The 19,643-nt window shown below is 40.7% G+C and carries 14 protein-coding genes; 11 read left to right on the forward strand and 3 right to left on the reverse strand.

Annotation, left to right across the window (positions count from 1 at the left end; translation table 11 throughout):
- The first annotated feature begins 24 nt into the window (after nucleotides 1–24).
- From HG267_RS32515 to HG267_RS32560, 10 genes are all read left to right on the forward strand, one after another.
- The gene (locus HG267_RS32515; RefSeq protein ID WP_045874523.1) at nucleotides 25–1,395 is read left to right on the forward strand and encodes an LLM class flavin-dependent oxidoreductase; all 1,371 of its coding nucleotides are present in this window, start codon (nucleotides 25–27) and stop codon (nucleotides 1,393–1,395) included.
- Between the two features lie 8 nt (nucleotides 1,396–1,403).
- Nucleotides 1,404–2,777, forward strand: a complete 1,374-nt coding sequence (locus tag HG267_RS32520; RefSeq protein WP_045874524.1) for an LLM class flavin-dependent oxidoreductase — start codon at nucleotides 1,404–1,406, stop codon at nucleotides 2,775–2,777.
- Between the two features lie 55 nt (nucleotides 2,778–2,832).
- Nucleotides 2,833–3,789, forward strand: coding sequence for a DMT family transporter (locus HG267_RS32525; RefSeq protein WP_255325382.1), 957 nt, complete (start codon nucleotides 2,833–2,835; stop codon nucleotides 3,787–3,789).
- 106 nt (nucleotides 3,790–3,895) lie between these two features.
- Nucleotides 3,896–4,546 carry an HAD family hydrolase gene (locus tag HG267_RS32530; RefSeq protein ID WP_045874526.1) on the forward strand — a complete coding sequence of 217 codons (651 nt, stop codon included), beginning with the start codon at nucleotides 3,896–3,898 and terminating at the stop codon, nucleotides 4,544–4,546.
- Entirely contained in the window at nucleotides 4,543–5,331 is a 789-nt protein-coding gene (locus HG267_RS32535; protein ID WP_081584163.1) for a sulfite exporter TauE/SafE family protein, read from the forward strand. The genes HG267_RS32530 and HG267_RS32535 overlap by 4 nt, the downstream gene beginning before the upstream one ends.
- Before the next feature lie 126 nt (nucleotides 5,332–5,457).
- Complete coding sequence (hpxZ, locus tag HG267_RS32540) at nucleotides 5,458–5,844, forward strand: oxalurate catabolism protein HpxZ (RefSeq protein WP_045874528.1); 387 nt, start codon at nucleotides 5,458–5,460, stop codon at nucleotides 5,842–5,844.
- Nucleotides 5,845–5,887: 43 nt separating this feature from the next.
- Complete coding sequence (locus HG267_RS32545; protein ID WP_052335455.1) at nucleotides 5,888–6,451, forward strand: NUDIX hydrolase; 564 nt, start codon at nucleotides 5,888–5,890, stop codon at nucleotides 6,449–6,451.
- 207 nt (nucleotides 6,452–6,658) lie between these two features.
- A complete protein-coding gene (locus HG267_RS32550; RefSeq protein WP_045874530.1) occupies nucleotides 6,659–7,426 on the forward strand; it encodes a methyltransferase domain-containing protein in 768 nt (255 codons plus the stop codon).
- Nucleotides 7,427–7,541: 115 nt separating this feature from the next.
- Nucleotides 7,542–7,886, forward strand: coding sequence for a class I SAM-dependent methyltransferase (locus HG267_RS32555; RefSeq protein ID WP_081584164.1), 345 nt, complete (start codon nucleotides 7,542–7,544; stop codon nucleotides 7,884–7,886).
- An 86-nt stretch (nucleotides 7,887–7,972) separates the two neighbouring features.
- Nucleotides 7,973–8,449, forward strand: a complete 477-nt coding sequence (locus HG267_RS32560; RefSeq protein ID WP_045874531.1) for a hypothetical protein — start codon at nucleotides 7,973–7,975, stop codon at nucleotides 8,447–8,449.
- A 354-nt stretch (nucleotides 8,450–8,803) separates the two neighbouring features.
- Here HG267_RS32560 and HG267_RS32565 read toward each other — a convergent pair whose 3' ends face one another.
- The 3 genes from HG267_RS32565 to fosX form a co-directional block, all read right to left on the reverse strand.
- On the reverse strand, nucleotides 8,804–14,554 hold the full coding sequence (locus HG267_RS32565; RefSeq protein WP_045874532.1) for a tetratricopeptide repeat protein: 5,751 nt from the start codon (nucleotides 14,552–14,554) through the stop codon (nucleotides 8,804–8,806).
- Nucleotides 14,555–15,253: 699 nt separating this feature from the next.
- On the reverse strand, nucleotides 15,254–15,445 hold the full coding sequence (locus HG267_RS32570; RefSeq protein WP_045874533.1) for a hypothetical protein: 192 nt from the start codon (nucleotides 15,443–15,445) through the stop codon (nucleotides 15,254–15,256).
- A 1,245-nt stretch (nucleotides 15,446–16,690) separates the two neighbouring features.
- Complete coding sequence (gene fosX, locus HG267_RS32575; RefSeq protein WP_045874534.1) at nucleotides 16,691–17,098, reverse strand: FosX/FosE/FosI family fosfomycin resistance hydrolase; 408 nt, start codon at nucleotides 17,096–17,098, stop codon at nucleotides 16,691–16,693.
- Nucleotides 17,099–17,467: 369 nt separating this feature from the next.
- Between fosX and HG267_RS32580 the strand changes: the two genes are divergently transcribed.
- Entirely contained in the window at nucleotides 17,468–19,636 is a 2,169-nt protein-coding gene (locus HG267_RS32580) for an FAD/NAD(P)-binding protein (protein WP_045874535.1), read from the forward strand.
- Nucleotides 19,637–19,643 lie beyond the last annotated feature (7 nt).

A 19,643-nucleotide genomic window follows, 5' to 3' on the forward strand; every position in this document is an offset into this window, starting at 1 on the left:
TATGAACAGGAGAAACAGAAGAGAATGAGTAAAAAACAGCTGAGACTGGGTGCGTTTTTACATCCGACTGGACATCATATTGCGGCTTGGCGACATCCCGCAGCGCAAGCAAATCCTTTGAATTTTAAGCATTATAAGCAGTTGGCACAGACAGCCGAACGAGGAAAATTTGATATGATTTTCCTGGCGGATGGGGTAGCGGTGCGAGATCACAGTTCTGATGTTGAGGGTTGGAGCCGTAACGGGAAGCTTGTACATTTTGAACCCCTGACCCTGCTGTCGGCTTTGTCTGCGGTGACAGACAATATTGGCTTAGTGGCAACAGCCTCCACAACTTACAACGAACCTTTTCATATCGCCCGCAAGTTTGCTTCCTTAGATTATCTTAGTGGCGGTCGGGCTGGCTGGAATGTGGTTACTTCTGGAACGGAAGCCGAAGCGAAGAACTTTAACAGAGAAAAGCATTTAGAACACGCTACACGCTACGAACGCGCCCAAGAGTTTGTCGATGTAGTTACCAAACTGTGGGACAGTTGGGAAGATGATGCTTTTATCCGTGATCAAGAATCAGGAGTTTACTTTGAAGCTGATAAACTGCACATTCCGCACCACAAAGGCAAACATTTCTCTGTACGCGGCCCGTTGAATGTCGCCCGTCCGGTGCAAGGATATCCAGTGATTGTGCAAGCTGGTTCTTCGGAAGCTGGTCAGGAACTCGCCGCCCAAACCGCAGAGGTAATATTCACCGCCCAACAAACTCTCAAAGAAGCACAGGAATTTTATGCCAGCGTCAAGGGGAGATTAGCAAAATATGGACGTTCTCCTGAGCATCTCAAAATTATGCCAGGGATATTTCCGGTAATTGGTAGTACTGAGCAAGAAGCCAAAGAAAAATACGACCAACTTCAGGAGTTAGTTCATCCGTTAGTAGGTTTGGGATTATTGGGATGGGTATATGGTGGCAAAGATTTATCTGGATATCCTTTAGATGGCCCTGCACCAGAATTTCCTGATGATACTAACGGTAGTAAAAGCCGCTTGAAGCTGGTATCTGATTTGGCAAATCGTGAGAACTTGACACTCAGAGAATTATACTTGGCGATCGCAGGTGCAAGAGGTCATAGAACTATCTGGGGTACACCACAACAAATTGCTGACCAGTTGGAAGAATGGTTTGTCAATGATGGGGCTGATGGTTTCAATATTATGCCGCCTTACTTACCCGGTGGTTTAGAAGAGTTTGTTGATTTGGTAATTCCCGAATTACAACGCCGGGGTGTGTTCCGCACAGAATACGAAGGGCAAACACTGCGGGAAAATTTGGGACTACCAAGGCCAGCCAACCAATTCAACAATATTGCTAACTCTGCTGAATTAGCAGGTGTATCTGTATAGAGAAGAATATGAGTCAGAAAAAACAACTGAGATTAGGTGCATTCTTACCAGACGCAGGCCATCACGTTGCAGCTTGGCGACACCCCGAAGCCCAAGCAGACGGAGGGTTGAATATTCAGCATTACACCCACCTAGCACAAACAGCAGAACGGGGTAAATTTGATATGGTATTCCTCGCAGATGGTTTAGCCGTCTGGGATAGAGGACAGGGAAAAGAAGCTTTTAGTCGTTCGGGACAATTTAGCGTCCACTTTGAACCGCTAACTTTATTGTCGGCTTTGTCTGTGGTGACAAAGAAAATTGGGTTAGTAGCAACAGCATCAACTACCTATGAAGAACCTTTTCACCTCGCCCGTAAGTTTGCCTCGCTAGATTATCTCAGTGGTGGCCGTGCTGGGTGGAATGTCGTTACCTCCGCCGCCGAAGCCGCAGCCAAAAACTTTAGCCAGGAAGAGCATTTACAACACTCACTACGCTATGAAAGAGCCACAGAATTTTTAGAGGTTGTCACTAAGCTGTGGGATAGTTGGGAAGATGATGCTTTAATTCGTGACAAAGAATCAGGCCTTTATTTCCATCCTGATAAATTGCACATTCCTAACCATAAAGGTAAACATTTCTCAGTGCGCGGCCCGTTGAATGTCGCCCGTCCGGTGCAAGGATATCCAGTAATTGTGCAAGCTGGTTCTTCGGAAGCTGGGCAAGAACTGGCTGCACGCACCGCAGAAGTGATATTTACCGCCCAGCAAACTCTCAAAGACGCACAAGCATTCTATGCAAGTGTCAAGGGAAGACTGGCAAAATATGGACGTTCTCCCGAAAATCTCAAGATTATGCCTGGTGTCTTTCCGATAATCGGTAGCACTGAGCAAGAAGCGAAGGAAAAATACCAGCAACTACAAGATTTGATTCATCCCTCTGTGGGAGTAGGTCTGCTTTCCGGACTAACTGGACATGATTTATCATCATATCCCCTAGATGGGCCGTTACCAGATTTACTAGATACGAACGGCGGTAAAAGCCGCTTACAACTACTTAAAGACTTAGCACAGCGAGAGAATTTAACCATCCGCCAACTATATTTATGGATTGCAGGCGCAAGGGGACACCGGACAATTTTGGGTACACCAGAGCAAATTGCTGACCAGTTGGAAGAATGGTTTTTAAATGATGGGGCTGATGGCTTCAATATTATGCCGCCTTGGTTACCTGGTGGTTTAGATGAATTTGTTGATTTTGTCATCCCCGAATTGCAACGCCGAGGTTTATTCCGCACTGAATACGAAGGGCAAACTCTGCGTGAGCATCTTGGTTTACCCCGTCCGGTAAATCAGTTCACCGCAAATGCAGCTGCTCGAGAATTAGCCAGTGTTTTGACTTAATATCTTTGGCTGTGTTAAAGCACAAGAGTAGCTGCTAAGGAAACTTTTTACCTTGTTGGGCATCCTGACAGTTCTTCTATCCTCCTTTTTTTTGTCATTTCACAACGTTACCGTCCGAGTTTTATTTTCAGAACATCTCGTACTGAGTTTATTTTTACTTGGTGGTTACGTTAAACCAGATTTACAAAGTTCATTCTTACTAATGTTTATGCGGATGCTGCTAGTGGTTCCACTAATGGCATCTGTATCATTCAAGCTATATCCATCTGCTCCGCAAGAATTCCTCAGCTTATTCAGACAGGAACGCCGAGATGTGATGCTGCAAGCCTTGGGCTGTGGAGTACTCATGTTTTTGTACATTACCGCGCTGTACATTGGCATTGGCTTGATACCCACAGGAATTGCACTCACTATATTTTTCACCTATCCGGTGTTTACAGCCCTGCTGTCTTGGAAATTCTTTGGCGATCGCCCCACTTCCTTTAGTTGGCTAGTTATGGGTATTATTCTCGTAGGCAGCGTTCTTACAGTTCCCCAATCTTCTGCTACCAACAGCAGTAATACCATTGCGATCGGCATTTGCGCCAGCCTAATTGCGGGAATTTTTAACGCCTTCTATAACGTCCTCGCCCAAAAATGTTTAGAAAAATTCCATCCAGTTCCCTTTACTTGGATTAGTTTTGCCTCAACTCTAATACTTTCTGGATTGAGTTTACTCTTATTTCCCCTTCCCAGCGCCCAGCTTGACTGGACACCTATGTGGATTGGCAGTATTTTTTCGGGTTTAGTCAGTTTTCTCGGTCATACTCTCAATAATTTAGGGATTCGCTCGATTGGTGCAACTACCGCCTCTATTATTGGCGCGAGTAGCCCAGCCATGACAGCCTTAGTTGCATGGGCAACAATTAGCGAAACTTTAAACCTGATTCAATGTGTGGGGATTGGTATCGTCACCTTGGGAATCGCTTTGTTGAGCCGAGAGAAGTTTATGGGGAAGCGAATTAGGGGATGAGGGAGATGAGGGAGATGAGGGAGATGAGGGAGATGAGGGAGATGAGGGAGATGAGGAGGATGAGGGAGATAATGCGAGAATAGCAACTACCAATGCCCTATGCCCTATGCCCAACATCCTATTTGATTTAGATGGAACTTTAAGCGATGCCAAACCTGGTATTACTCGTAGTATTCAGTATGCTCTTTCGGAACTGGGTTACACTCCGCCAGATGTTGATGAGTTGAGTTGGTATATCGGCCCGCCAATCACAGAGACGTTTTCGGTGTTACTGAAAACTACAGATGAGAAGTTACTGACACAGGCTATTTCACTGTACCGCGATCGCTTTTCCACGATTGGATTATTTGAAAATCTGCTTTATCCCCAAATTCCCGAAACCCTGAAAACTCTGCGCGCCTATGGTTATAAAACCTTTATCGCTACTTCTAAACCCTATATTTATACCATCCGCATTATTGAACATTTTGGCTTATCGCCTTTGTTTGATGGGATTTATGGTAGCGAACTGGATGGAACCCGCAGTGTTAAAGGCGACTTAATTGGGCATATTTTACGGACAGAGAATCTTTCACCCTCTACCGTTGTCATGATAGGCGATCGCAAACACGACATGATCGGAGCCAAGAAAAATCAAGTTGCAACCATTGGCGTTACCTATGGCTACGGAACCGAGGAAGAATTGACAACTCACGGTGCTGATTTTATTGCTCATTCTCCAGAAGATATTCCCAAATTGATAATTCCTAATTTCTGACTCAAAATCAGCCACCATCTTTAACTATTCTCCATACCTTACTTCTATTCAGCACCGCTTTTATTGCAGGCGGATTGAATGCTGTTGCAGGTGGTGGAAGTTTTATTACATTTCCCGCGCTGATTTTTACAGGAGTACCGCCAATTATTGCTAATGCTACAAATAATACTGCTATTTGGGTGGCTTCTATAGCTAGTGCTGGAGCCTACCGCAAAGATTTGGGGATTAAACGGCAAGTTTTTTTGCTGTTATGTGGCATAAGTTTATTCGGTGGAATTATTGGCTCTTTAGCTTTACTCTATACCTCGGCTGATGTATTTAAAAAGCTCATCCCCTATCTATTACTCTCAGCAACCCTCGTATTTACCTTTGGCGACACTCTCAGAGGATGGTTGCAGTTTCAGAGCCAGAAGTCAACGCCGGAGTCTGTACCTATATTTAACCTTGCCTTGGCACAATTAGCGATCGCTATTTACGGCGGTTTTTTCGGTGCAGGTTTAGGAATTTTAATGTTGGCAACTCTATCATTTTTAGGTATCAAAAATATTCATACAATTAATGCCTTTAAAGCATTTTTAGGTAGTTGTATTAATGGAATTGCCATTATTCCTTTTATTTTTGCAGGTGTAATTGCTTGGGAACAAGCTATTTTAATGGCTGTGGGTGGTTCTTTAGGCGGATATCTCAGCGCCCATTATGCACGTAAATTAAAACCCCAATTAATTCGTAAATTTGTCATATTTGTTGCCTTCAGTATGACTATCTACTTTTTTATTCACGGTTAGGGATGATGTATGCCGACAGACATCAAAAAATCTATGCTTCGTGTTTTTCATGCTATGAATTTTCGCCTGTTTTACATAGGTCATTTTATGACACAATAATTCGGAGTTAGTAAATTATTAACAACAATGACTACAGTAAATGACCCTGCTGTTATAGCTGAAGTAACTGATTTATACCTTAAATACGAAGAGGCTTTGGCTAATAACAATTTAGATGTGATGGATAGTTTATTTTGGGATGCACCTGAAGTAGTGCGCTTTGGTGTAACAGAAAACCTCTACGGTAGTGAAGAGATTCGCAATTTTCGCGCCTCTCGACTAAACCCAAAAATTGAGCGCGAAATTTCTCATCTTAAAGTTGTGACTTTTGGCAAGGATACGGCAACTGTAACTTTAGAATTTCGCCGCATTATCAATAGTGTAGAACGTTTTGGGAGACAAAGCCAAACTTGGTATAGATTTCCGCAAGGATGGAAGATAGTTTCTGCTCATGTTTCATTGTTACCAGTATGATTAACATTACCAAATTTGTACCGAAGCAAAAAGAGGTTTAAATGTGGATTCCTTAAATTGGAATATATTAAAGTCAAGATATCTAGTAAAAGATAAATGGCTTACACTCCGTGCTGACACTTATCAAACGCCAAATGGACAAATAGTCGAGCATTTTTATGTTTTTGAATCTTCAACATGGGTGAATGTTGTCGCGTTAACCAAAAATCAGGAAATTGTGTTAGTTGAACAATATCGCCACGGTATTCAACAAACAGTTTTAGAATTACCTGGTGGTTGTATGGAACCAGAAGATATTTCCCCACTAGAAGCAGCAAAACGCGAATTATTAGAGGAATCAGGATACACAAGCGACAATTTTATTGAGACAGGAATAATCTCACCGAACCCAGCAACTCATAATAACTTGATCCATTGCTTTTTAGCAACAAATGTAGAGCTTGTAGCCGATTTAAATTTAAATCCAACTGAAATTATCAATGTAAAGCTATTACCATTAGATAATTTAATTCAAAACATCGATAACGCTATACTGCTGCAATCATTTCATATCAGTTCATTATTTTTCGCTTTAAGGAAACTAGGAAAGCTGCACTTTCATGAATAACTATCTTATATCACTTGGAGAAGATAAAAATAAATGTAGGTTGGGTTGAACGGAGTGAAACCCAACAATACCAAAGTTTTCGGATGTTGGGTTTCGTTCCTCAACCCAACCTACGTCTGCACTTTTATTAATAAATATAAAAATCCAATTTAAATAAATCAATTTGTGCCCAATTCCTTACACATAAATTAAAAATAGGTTATCAAAATGCCAGATAAATGGAACCCAGAGCAATATGAACGATTTCAAGCTGAAAGAAGTCGTCCTTTTTACGATTTAGTAGATTTGGTAAATCCCCAAGAAAATTTACGAGTTTTAGATTTAGGATGTGGAACCGGAAAGTTAACCAAGTATCTGCATGAAACATTAGCAGCTAAAGAAACTTTGGGAATCGATGCATCTGAAAAAATGTTATCTGTAGCGAGTCAATTTGCAGGTAATGGATTGCGGTTTGAGCAAGGAAGAATTGAAGATAACCCAGGAGAAGGTAAATTTGATGTTGTGTTTTCTAACGCTGCTTTACAGTGGTTAACAGAACACGAAACATTATTTGCTAAATTACGAAATAAACTCCAAGCAGGCGGACAATTAGCAATACAAATTCCGGCAATGGATGATGAGCCAGTGCATCAGTTAGCTGTAGAGACAGCACAAGAATTTAGTCAAGAATTAAAGGGATATGTACGACGCTTAGAAGTACTTTCTCCCGTAGATTATGCTAAAATACTTTATAAGTTAGGCTTTGTTAAACAACAAGTAAAGTTGCAAATTTACGGGCATTTGTTACCATCGCGAGAAGCTGTATTGGAATGGTATCGGGGAACGTTACTCACCGCCTATGAAACACAGCTAGATACCCAAACTTATGAGCGATTTGTAGCCAGGTATCAACAAAAATTATTCAGCATTTTACCCGATGAGCGTCCATTCTTTTTCCCCTACAAGCGAATTTTAATTTGGGGACTTAATCCATGATGAAATTATCCTATTTCCCTCTAACACTCATCAGTCATCTGTATTTAGCAACGACAAATGACCATTGTACAGACGCGATTAATCGCGTTTCTAACAAATAACAAAGAACAAATATATGACTACAACTGTTTCATTTGATCGAGTTTCTAATATTTACGATGCTACCAGAGGATTTCCCCCCGGAATCTCTGAGCAAGTCACAGACTTTATCCTCAATTTGGTTTCCCCAACCGCAGATACCAAATTTTATGAAACGGGTATTGGTACTGGCAGAATTGCTGTCCCAATTGCTAAAAAAGGCTATTCTTACACTGGTATAGATGTCTCAGAAAAGATGTTGGCTGAACTGCACCAAAAATTAGAGGGTGTATCTCATAAACTAACTGCAATTACAGGAGATGCTACAGCTTTACGCTTCACTGCGTTACGTACCCTACGGGAAGGTGTTCCGCCTACGTAATGACATTTCACGTTTAATTAGGTTGAGCTACTTACAAAGAAAATACAAAGTTTGCAGCATAGTCTTAGTACTGCAAGTAGCAAATTTTGATAGAGAATATTCCAAGTACCGGATATGCTAATTTACCCCAAATGAATGCTACAGGTTGGCTCGAATCAAATCCAGATCGGTTTAGGGAACTATTTTATGCGATTATAACTAAATTGTCTGAGAAACAAGCTCGACTGGCAATTTGGACAATTGACAATTTTGACCTATCGCAATTTAATTATCAAATTATTGGATCTCACTCTCCATTTAAGGATAGCAATAGTAAATTGGCTGGTGATGGTTTATTAATTAAATTAGATCCTACTGAAGTTGAAGCATTAACAGATACCCTTGAGAGGGGATTGGGTTCTAGTATCTTCCACCTAGAAATTGAAGCAAATGGTAGTGTTCAATTTTCTGCTTACGATGGTTTTCTGCATATATTTTTTGGTGATGAGATTTCTCCGGATTTACTAGAAGATCTCAAAGCTCGTGAGGTAATTTACAATTACGAAATTTACAATCCTGAATAGTCCCAACACTTGTCGGTTAAGGGGAAAAGGGGAAGGGGAAAAGGGGCAAGAAATAAACCTTTAACCCTTACCCTTTCACCTTTTCCCCAAACCAAATTAAGAGTTTAAAATCCTTAACCGAGCAGTATTGTGAATAGTCCAATTTATTACTGTTCAGTTAAGCTCAAAAAGCTGAAAATTTGTAGCGATCGCTTGACAATTACTACAATAGATCTCTTGCAAAAAGCACTTTTACAAGAGATGGGGAAAGGTTAAAGGTTAAAGGGAAAATACAAAACCTTTCCCCCTTCCCCCTTAACCTTTTCCTGACTTCTGCAACAAGTCTAATGATCCTTAACCGAATACTAGGGTGATTTACAAGCCATTACCAATGAGAATAAATGGAGCCCAGTAAAAAGGGTGACTGAGGTGATGCCTTACCTGTGGTGATAAATTATCGTTGATGCCTCTTTCCTGACTTATGGTTGCATAGTTACCAGTAATGAGAGCGATTTGCGCTTGACGCAGAGCCTCGGCTTTTGTGGTTTTCCCTTGCATTATTTTAGTATAAAAAGCATTCATTAAAGCTTGCGTACCGCCATCATCTACCGACCATAAAGAAGCGATCGCAGCTCTTGCGCCTGTTTGTTGCATTTGGTAGCCAAAACCGAGAATTTCCCTACCGTCGCCTAACTGCTCTCCTAATCCAGTTTCACAAGCGGAAAGTACTACTAAATCAACATTTGGTAATCGCCAATTTTGAATATCTCGTAGTGTAGCGCGATCGCCATTACCAAATAAAATAAAAGATTCTTCTGGTTGTCCATTGGTAAATGCGGCGTGAGTAGCCAAATGGACGACAGAGTAATCATTCATCTGTAACACAATATCTTGATTGAATTGCTCATCTAAGAGTTTTTTTGTCTGAGGAACAGTTTGCGCCAGATTTTCTACTTCCACACCTGCAAAGGGTAAGCCGGCGAATTTAAACCGCCGAGTTCCTACCTCAAAGCTATAGTTTCCTTGGGTAAAGGCTGCTGCTAACACATTTAATTGCTGCTGCGGTTTGGTGTTGAGGTCAGTTAAGCTAACGGCAGTGATATTATTGATGCTGAAACGCTCGACTAACCATTGTTGACCATCATACAGGGCAGCTAGGGGAATATAACGCAGTTGTCCGTCTGGGGCGTAGATGATGGTTTTAGTTTTAGCTTGAGCTAAATCATTTTCTAGGGGTTTAATTAGCCAATCATAAAGCTGTTGAGCCGGAACTTTCACCCCTGGGGTACGTTTTGGTAACGCCGAACGAAATTCCGCGATCGCGCGGTTAAGTTCTGCTTGTTTGACAGCAACGGTACGGCGCAGTGGCGGCGCATAGGGGGTAACTAAAATTAGTTCTAAGCGATCGCTCAACACCAAAGGATAGATAATCACAGCATCTTGCTGAAGTTTTTTCAAGTTATCCTGTAAGGCGCTGGCGGAGGACTCTAAATTAAAACTCTGTCCTTGGGTGGTTTGCTGAAGTTGCCCAATCCATTCTCGCACTTTGGGGCTTTTGAGGAAGGCGTTAAACTGTTTGGCAATCTCCTGCTGAGTTTTTCGCAATGCGATGATCCGCTGGGTTTGGGCTGGTGTGCGCTTAGTCACGGGAAGGCTTTCGAGTTGAGCGAGTTCTTTACCTAATGCGATCGCTTTATCAATTTCCGTCGTCATCCCCTGGCGTATTTGCTGTTCTTGGGGACGTTCAGCAATACCAGTTGCAGTTTTATCACTCCCCCGAACATTGCGGAGATAGTCTTCAATTTCCTGGACTTTGAGTAAATCTAGTACCCGTTGCGCTTCCAAAACTCGGTTTTGTTGCAGCAAAATATCGGCTAGGTGGCGATAATCTTGAGCAATGGTTTGGGTGTAAGACTGCTGTTGTTGTTTGGGAAGTTCCCTGATATTTTTGCGAATCGCTTCTCTAACATTCACAGATTGTTTCAGGAAAATAATTGCTAATTCTGGTTGATTCTGTTTTTCTAGTAAGTAACCGATAGTAGTTAAAGTATGTCCTTCACCTTCTTTATTACCAATTTCTTGAGCAATCACTAAACTTTGCTGCAAGAAATTTTTAGCTAATTCATATTGCCCTTGCTCAAAGTAAACCTTGCCGATAGCGTGGAGAGTTATGCCTTCGGAACGCCTGGAACCAAGTTGTTGATAAATAGCTAAAGCTGACTGCAAAAAATCTAACGCTAATTGATATTTTTCTTGTTTGAAGTACACCTGTCCAATACTATAGAATGTACTTCCTTCTAATAATTTTTGTTCTTTTTTATCCTTAACCTTTTTAATAACTTTTAAGGCTTGGCGATGTAAATCCAATGCTAATTCATACTTGCCTTGCCTAGAGTGAATATTCCCTATAGCATTTAACGCTCTAGCTTCCCCCGCAATATCCCCAATCCTACCAACATCGATCTCTAATTCTGCAGGTCTTCTGGCAGTTTTTAAGGCTTCTTGATAGGATTTTAAAGCTAGTTCGTATTGTCCTAGTACTTCATAAATTCGCGCCATATTGAACTCAACTCCTACCCAATCCCCTAAAACTTCGTAGCGAATTGGTAAGGCTTGTTGATAGTAATCTAAAGCTAATTTATACTCTCCCAAACTGCTGTAAATTATAGCAATTTGGTTGAGAGTTCTCCATACTGTTTCTTGATGACCAAGTTTTTTGGCAATCTCTAAGACTTGGCGTAAATTCTCTAAAGCTTCACTATATTGACCTTGCTGGGAAAGTTGACTACCTTGCTGATAGTAAATTCTCTCCATCAATTGGAGGCTAGATTTTTCTCCATATTTATCCCCTAGTTCCTGGTAAACTGACAAAGCTTGCTGGTAGTATTTCAATGCTTGTTGTTCATCTTGTTGAGCATCGTAAATTTGCCCAATTTCATAGAAAGCATTCGCAATACCTGCTTTATCTTCTAGCTGCTGATAAACCGATAAAGCTGTCTCTAATGTTTTAATAGCTCTGGCATACTTCTTGTCTGTAGATTGCTCTCTACCTTCTTTAAATATTTGATCGGCTTTAAGTTTTTCTCTTGTTTGACCAAAGAAAATTACTCCTCCTTCCGCTTTAAAAGTAGTAATTTGACCAGAATCAAAACGAATTTTTACACTTTCATAATTAACAAAACCACTGAGGGGAGGTTTACTGAGGAGAGTTGCCTGTTTTTCAGTCAGTTTCTCAATTTCTTGTTTAATCGCCAACCCTTGCTGATAAGACTCTAAAGCTGCTTGATTTTGTCCTAACTTTTCGTAAACTAATCCCATTTGAATGAGAATTACTGCTTCCCAAGGACGATTTTTTTGTTGACGAACAATTGCCAAAGCTTGTTGGTAAGATTGCAAAGCAAATTGATATTGTTGTTTGAGATATTCTCCTTGGGAAGTGTAACTATTTCCCGCCGCAAACAGAACGACTGCTTCACCCTCCAACCTATTTATTTGCACAATGGGTTTTTTAGTTTCATCTTTGCCAATTTCAGTAATCAAAATTGCCTTCTTACCAGTGATTTCTTCCTCACTACGGTTGCTAACTTCTTGTTTAAATGCAACTGCTTGCTGTCGATGTTCCTGCGCCGCTTGAGGTTGTCCTAGCTTTTCGTAAATTGTGCCAATACTGTTGAGGATTGCTTCTGGATTTGGCCTGGCATAAGCTATTCTAAACCGACGAAAAGATTCTTCTTGCCCATACTGACGAATCAGATATTCTTCAAAAGAATAGTAGCCTTGATTTTTAGGGTCACGAGCGATCGCCAATGCTTGTTGATAAGCTTGTAGGGCAGCTGGATACTGTCCTAAATTTTCGTAAGCCTTGCCAATCTGCGTTAGAAGAATAGGTATTTGACTCACAATGCGATCACCGCTATTTTCCTTATTAGCAATTGCCAGAGATTCCTGATAAAACTTTAAAGCAGCTTGGTGTTGTCCTAGTGCTGCGTAAACTTCCCCTATGCTTCTTTTAATTCTCTGTTCTTGCTGATAGTAAGCTCCCTCTATTGTTAATCTCCGCAATCGAGATTCTTCGCTTTCCTGGTTTTCCATCTCTGCGCGGATAATTTTTAAGGCTTCGCCGTAGGAGTTCAATGCAGCTTGGTATTGTCCTAAAGCTTTGTAAATATCCCCCATGTTAGCGAGGGTATCTTCCTCTTCATTTTCTGTAAAGCCCGTCCATCCAGCCAACCCTGCAATTACCTCTACTTTTTTTTGTCCAAAAGTAGTAAAGTTGGTAGAGATCAAACCTGTTACCTTATCCTCCTGCATCGTTATTCCGGGACTATTACTAGTAACAGTAGTGATAGGAGTAGTAATCGGCTCTCCTTCCCCTATCCTAATTACACCCTTGGTAATCCCTTCCGCCAATGCCATTCCTGTTTGGTTGTGAAAATTTACATTAGTGCCATAAGCTACGCGAATAGTGTGGGGAACCGGCTGTTTTGCGGCACTTTCATCTACTTCCCGCCGAATTGCCAAGCTTTGCTTGTAACTATCTAAAGCTGCGGGTAATTGTCCCAAGGTTTCGTAAATTGTCCCCATTTGATTGCGAATTACCCATTCCCAAGGGCGATTCTGTTGTTGGCGCACAATTGCCAAGGCTTGCTGATAAGATTCTAAGGCGGCTTGGTATCGTCGGTTGTCTGCATGAGCTTCGCCATTTCTGTAATGGATGAGTGCTTCTCCATCCAACAGAGTGATTAAAGTCGGTCTTTTTTTTGGTGTGCTGTAAGTAATAAGAGTTCCCACTTTGACAATATCTGTGGGAAAATTCACACCCATACCGATTTCTTGCCTAATTGCTAAAGCTTGCTCTTGATATTCCTGAGCAGTTTGAGGGTAGCCCAAGCTAGTGTAGATAGAGCCCATACTATCAAGGATTTTTTCTTCGAGAAAGCGATCGCCTATCTGTCGCGCTATCGGTAAAGCTTGTTTATAATACTCCAGAGCAGTTTCCGGACGTTCACGCCCTTTAGTGTTGTAAACAAACCCCATTTTAGAGAGGATTTTAGCTTGCAAAGGGCGATCGCCAATCTCACGGGTAATGGCTAAAGCTTGCTCATACAAATCCAGTGAAATCCGTCTAAATTCCCGTTGCGGATCGAATCCCCAGTCATAATCTTTGCCCAAATTGAAGATAACAGCTGCTTCCCCAGAGCGGTTACCCACTTCACGCATCTTGACTAAGGCTTGCTCGTAAAATTTCAGAGCTTCTTCCTGCTTATTTAAAGCACCGTAACTCATAGCAATGCCGTTAAGACTCCAGCCAACGCCCGCACGGTTGCCCACAGAGCCCATAATAGCTAATGCTTGCTGGTAATACTTGAGGACATCTTTATAAGGTTTGATTTCTTCCGGCTTCTTAATTGCCTGGTAGTACAGCTTTAATTGGATATAACTCAAGTAAGTATTTCCCAATCCAATCAAGGTTAAAGCTTCCCCATATCTATCTTTAACCTCGCGCCGCATCAATAAAGCTTGCTCGTATAATTTGAGGGCATTTTCATACTTTCCTTGGGTTTCATAAACTGCGGCGATATCATGCAAAGATGCGGCTTCTTCAGCACGGTTGCCCAATTCTCGTACAATTGCCAAAGCTTGTTCGTGATACTTCAGCGCCGTTTGAGTCTCACCCTGATGGCGATAAACTTCCCCCAGTTGATTGAGCGCTAATGCTTCCCCTAAGCGATGTTTTTGGGTGCGGAAAATAGTTAAAGCTGACTGCAAACTTTCTTGGGCTTTTTGATATTGACTTAGCCAGGTGTAAACTTCTCCTAGCTTGTTGAGGGTTGCGGCTGCGTGAGTACTATCTCCAATTGCCCGATAAATATTTAAAGCTTGTTGAAAAGACTGTAATGCATCTGGGAATTGCCCATGCTCCAGCTGTTTATTCCCTTGCTCGAAAAATTTCTCTGCTTTAGCTTTGGAGGGATTTGGGGTTTGAGCTAATACTTGGCGATTTACTGCTAATTGCTCTTTTGAAACTTGTTCTTGAGCAACACAAAAGCTTACCAATCCATTACCAATTGCAAAGGTGGTTAAGAAAGTAGCAAGCGTAATTAGCTGAATTCTTTGGGATGGCATCTAAAAACTACCCATTTTTTTGCAGCAGAAATTTATTTTTCTGTTAACATTAGCTGGAAATGCCCCTGTTTTAATATTCTAAAACTTCCTTGAGTTTTGAATCAATGTTAGGTTAACATTCCCTTGCGAATTAAACTGAGAAAAGTTAAATCTAGATACATATTTTTACATAAGTAATTATAGCGATCGCTACCCCAGGGTAAGAGCATCTCCATTGAAAGGTGCTTCCACTGTAGTCCGATTACTTCTCCAGGTCTACAGCCAGTCAAAAACATCAACTCCACGTAGTCTGCATAGTGTATTGCGAAAACCTTCACTCATGCCAGACATTTTTGTTTATTGACATTCTCGACTGTGTTTCCTTCACTCCAGGAACTTGAATCCCTAGACTGTGCGATGCGATCGCCGCCAAAATTATTCTGTTATAAAACTAATATATAGGAATCCGCTTTGATTCCTGAAATTATTTGCGTAGGGAGGGAACAGGGAACAGGGAACTCTTAACAGGGAAGAAGAAATAAAAGTGTACTTAGGTTTTTTCAAAAATCAAATATGAGTCCTATAGTCAAAAGTTATCTCGAAGTAGAAAACTAGCTAAAAGTTTTCCTGGTTCACTTCAACGCATAACTGTCCGATTTTGACAACTTTTAGCTCAAGCTATATTTAGCTCCAAACTACTTTCATTACCTTAATCAATTTTTAAAAATATTGGAATAGTCTGTTAACTTTCATATTTCTTTCTGTTTCTGCTTTTGCTTCAGGTAATTCCCAAATATCTCGCTGTCCATCTTCTTGTTCTACTAATAATTGAATATGAATTGGCAACTGAGAATATTGCCCAACTGACCAAATTTCTCCGTTTGACAACTCCCTTTCTATGCTATCAAACATAATATTTTCCTCAAATCTCATATTAATAAGGTCTACAAAATAAATATCGGAAGCTATTACAACAAGGCGAAAGTCAAAAGAAAGAATAGTTACAGCAGAGAGATAATTTGTTTAGCGATCGCCACAAACGCACGTAATACCAATTTCATGTGAAGTTGCACATATTTAGATCCCCCTAAATCCCCCTTAAAAAGAGGAGCCACTGCGTTGGGCGGCTTTGTTATTCCCTTGATCTCCCTACCAATTCTCTATCTCGTCCCATAAGTTCTTTAAGGACAAGTCCATTTCTTGAGAGTTAAAGCAGCAGCCATATTGATTTTATGTAAGCGGATAAGCGCAAAATACTTAAAGTTGATTGATTTATCGTAGTTTAAACTAAGCATATCATCTTTATTGCTTGACGATAACACTCAAGCCAATATTTTTTTGATTTACAGCATTGCCCAAAGCATAAATCTATCTATATCAAGCTTTACGCCACTTGGTATAGCCGTAGCCATCTTTGTGAGATGCTGGCTGGAGAATAGTTGCTAGTGCATCGTGTCAACTATGGGATTTGGATAATAGTTTGCAAACCTAGCTGTATAGTTAAAAACTTTGTACTGGAGTTGATTGTCAAAGTATTCTATGTCATTATCAAAAGATATAGGTATTAAATACTGTTAGTAAATAAACTGAGATTAATTTTAGTCAGGATTTAATATCTGGTACAAATAGCTGTGAGGTAAGAAATTTAGCTGAATAAAAACCTGCTCTTCACAGTAGTTGAGTCATTAAATGTTTCAAAATATGAATATCTAACCTAGGGTGACGATAGCAGTTATGTTCGCCTGGAGTTACCTGACTCATAGTTAATGAAGATTAGGGACTAAAGAATTAAAAATTCAAAATAGTGCTACTTTCAGATTCAATTTTTGCTGTTCCCTGTTCCCTTTGACAAATGATTCATGAAATCATCTCATTAATAATTTTACTGATTTGTTTTTTTCTGGTTTGGTTTCTTACCAACCAAGAATGAAAATTTTGCTGATTTATATCTATGGGGGTATATCTAATTTCCAACTCTATCGATTGAGTGAGCTAGAAATAGCCTACTAGAGAAAGACGTTTCCTGATAATTGCGATGACAACATAGGAGCTAGTACAGCAAAGCTAGTCTTTTAACCTAGAGTAGACGCATTAGCCTACTCTAGGTTAGTGAAGTTAGCATTACATTACCAGAAAATTTGGGAGATCGCATACCATTTATTGGGTAGTTAAATATTTTTGCAAGCGCTGATTTAAAGTACCTGTGTGCAACTCAAATAAGTGATTGTCGTAGTCATAAAAATATAGAGAACGTCCTTCACCTTCAACACGTTTTCTATCTTCTTTGACATCAACTCCTAAACTCTTCACTCTTGCAGCATAGATTTCATAGTCTTCTGCAGATATTTTAAAAGCTACATGGTTATAGGTTTTTTCTACTAAAGATTCACCCTCCATAATCGCAATCCACAAGCCATTGATCAAGAAAAATTTTTCTTTGGCGATAGAGAAAATTTTGTCTCCACTTGCATAGACTTCTTGAGCATCAAATATAGTTGTAAGAAACTTGCTCATCTTGTCCAAATCCCTGACTATAAATGTAATGTGGCTAATACCTTGAATCATTTTTCCCTTCCCCAGAGATTGAGCTAGTATTTTGTCAGCAAATTGTGACAATTACAGTAAAAAAATTTTACGTCAAAATCAGTTAATGGCTGCTTAGTTAAAAACCCCCCTATGTCCATCGTCTTTGATGAGAAATTATAGCCAAAAAACTGGTAATTACTGATTTAATGGAATTTTCAGAGTCAGCAATTTATGAATACAGAATATCTCAGATGAAAATTACAGATTTATAGAAAATGACACCTTTTTCCATAGTATAGGTGGTGTTTATATTTCCTTAATATATTTACTCTAAAAAACAGATATACAAGGGAATTTAACTATCCTAAATTGATAAATATGTAGCAACAAGCCTATTTCATAGATATTATGTACAACTATATTTTGAACCTAACTGTTTCTCCTAGCACGATCGCAATTATTGGGGGTGGGTTTAGTGGTTCTCTTGTTGCAGCCCATATTTTGCGAAATGCAACCATACCAATTTCCATTAAGTTAATTGAACGGAAAGCAGAAATTGGTAAAGGAGTTGCATATAGTACGCCAGTTGCGGGACACTTGCTGAACGTCCCAGCCGGAAAGATGAGCGCTTTTCCAGATAAACCTCAACACTTTTTAACTTGGCTGCAGAGAAATGGATATACCGACGCTACTGCATCGACATTTGCACCGCGTCGGGTGTATGGAGAGTATATACAGGCGATTTTAAATGAAGCTGAAGCCAATGCGCCGACTCATGTAAGCTTAGAGAGAATTTGCGATGAAGCGATCGCAATTGAAACCACCACATACAACACCAGAATCCAACTAAGTAGCGGTAAGTCTTTGCACGTGCAAAAAGTTGTACTCGCCTTGGGGAATTTTCCAGCTTCCCTACCACAACCTATTGCAGCGTTAGGAAATAATCATGCCAATGTTAAAGATGCTTGGTCAACTGATGCAATTAGCAATCTGCACCCAGATGATTCTATTCTGTTAGTAGGAACTGGGTTAACGATGGTGGATGCAGTTGTGGCTTTAAATCAGCAAGGATTCCGGGGAAAAATTCATGCTGTTTCTCGTCATGGATTAACCCCCCAACGTCACCAAACTACAACTTACTATCCTGAATATCTGGACTTAGCAACTGCACCAAAAACAGCGCGGGGGTTACTGCACTTAGTACGCCGAGAAATTAAAACAGCAGCTATTTACGGTTATGATTGGCGGGCGATAATTGATGCTATTCGCCCACTCACTCAACAACTTTGGCAAACACTACCACTTGCAGAACAGAAACGCTTTCTCCGCCATGTCAAAGCTTATTGGGAAGTTTATCGCCACCGGATTGCAGGAGAAATTGCTGAACTATTAGATAGCAAACTCCAATCTGGTCAACTCAATTATTATGGTGGGAGGATTCAGAGTTGTCAGGAAGTGGACAATGCAATTGAAGTAAAAATTTGTGAACGGCGAACCCAAGCAGATATTGTTTTGCAGGTGAACCGCATTATTAATTGCACAGGTTCAAATTGCAACTATAAAAGATTAGAACATCCACTGATTACCAGCTTACAAGCACAAGGTTTGATTCGCCCTCATGCTTTGTCAATGGGGATTGATACGGCTGCTAACGGTGCGGTAATTAATGCCCAAGGAAAAGTTTCCGACATACTTTATACACTAGGAACACCGCGCAAAGGCAACCTTTGGGAAACTACAGCTGTTCCAGAAATTCGCTCTCAAGCAGCAGCTTTGGCTCAGGAGTTACTGAAATCTCTCAATCCCAGAGCCTACGCTATGGAAAGAGATTGGTTCGCTCTCCATCCATTGAGCGATTTCCCCAAACCTGCCATGCTATTTCGTCAACTGTTTGATCGAGAATCGAGTACCTATACATACTTAATTGCTGATCCCCAAACCAAAGCAGCAATTTTGGTAGATCCGGTACTAGAACAGGTAGAACGCGACTTACAAGTCTTGCAAAAACTGGATTTGACTTTACTTTACTGCTTAGAGACCCATATTCACGCTGACCATATTACCGGAACAGCTCAACTACGACAATTTACAGGTTGTTGGAGTGTTTTAGCGGATAAGACTGTGCCGAGCGATCGCTATATTGCTGATGGTGAAATTTTACAATTAGGTTCTGTACAAATTCAAGCGATCGCCACTCCCGGACATACCGATTCTCACATGGCTTACCTCGTTAACGGTACTCACTTGTTAACCGGAGATGCTTTATTTATCGGGGGTTGTGGTCGTACCGACTTTCAAAACGGTAATCCTGGATTATTGTATGATGTCGTCACCCAAAAGTTATTTACCTTCCCAGATGACACATGGGTATTTCCCGGACACGACTATCAAGGGAGAACAGTATCGACAATTGGTGAAGAGAAACGCTGGAATCCCCGGTTTTTAGGACGCACCCGCAGCCAATTTATTGAACTAATGAACAATTTAAACCTTCCTTATCCGCAAAAGATGTCGGAAGCCGTACCCGCCAACCAACGCGGAGGCAAAGTTTTAGTGAGGTTAGATTATCAAATTTAATGCCAAA

The organism is Tolypothrix sp. PCC 7601, assembly GCF_025677855.1.
Lineage (GTDB): Bacteria > Cyanobacteriota > Cyanobacteriia > Cyanobacteriales > Nostocaceae > Aulosira > Aulosira diplosiphon.

Coding starts and splice junctions, on each gene's coding strand:
- HG267_RS32520 (WP_045874524.1), top strand. CDS start 1,404: ATGAGTCAGAAAAAACAACTGAGATTAGGTGCATTCTTACCAGACGCA.
- HG267_RS32530 (WP_045874526.1), top strand. CDS start 3,896: ATGCCCAACATCCTATTTGATTTAGATGGAACTTTAAGCGATGCCAAA.
- HG267_RS32550 (WP_045874530.1), top strand. CDS start 6,659: ATGCCAGATAAATGGAACCCAGAGCAATATGAACGATTTCAAGCTGAA.
- HG267_RS32565 (WP_045874532.1), bottom strand. CDS start 14,554: ATGCCATCCCAAAGAATTCAGCTAATTACGCTTGCTACTTTCTTAACC.
- fosX (WP_045874534.1), bottom strand. CDS start 17,098: ATGATTCAAGGTATTAGCCACATTACATTTATAGTCAGGGATTTGGAC.
- HG267_RS32515 (WP_045874523.1), top strand. CDS start 25: ATGAGTAAAAAACAGCTGAGACTGGGTGCGTTTTTACATCCGACTGGA.
- HG267_RS32580 (WP_045874535.1), top strand. CDS start 17,468: ATGTACAACTATATTTTGAACCTAACTGTTTCTCCTAGCACGATCGCA.
- hpxZ (WP_045874528.1), top strand. CDS start 5,458: ATGACTACAGTAAATGACCCTGCTGTTATAGCTGAAGTAACTGATTTA.
- HG267_RS32570 (WP_045874533.1), bottom strand. CDS start 15,445: ATGTTTGATAGCATAGAAAGGGAGTTGTCAAACGGAGAAATTTGGTCA.
- HG267_RS32555 (WP_081584164.1), top strand. CDS start 7,542: ATGACTACAACTGTTTCATTTGATCGAGTTTCTAATATTTACGATGCT.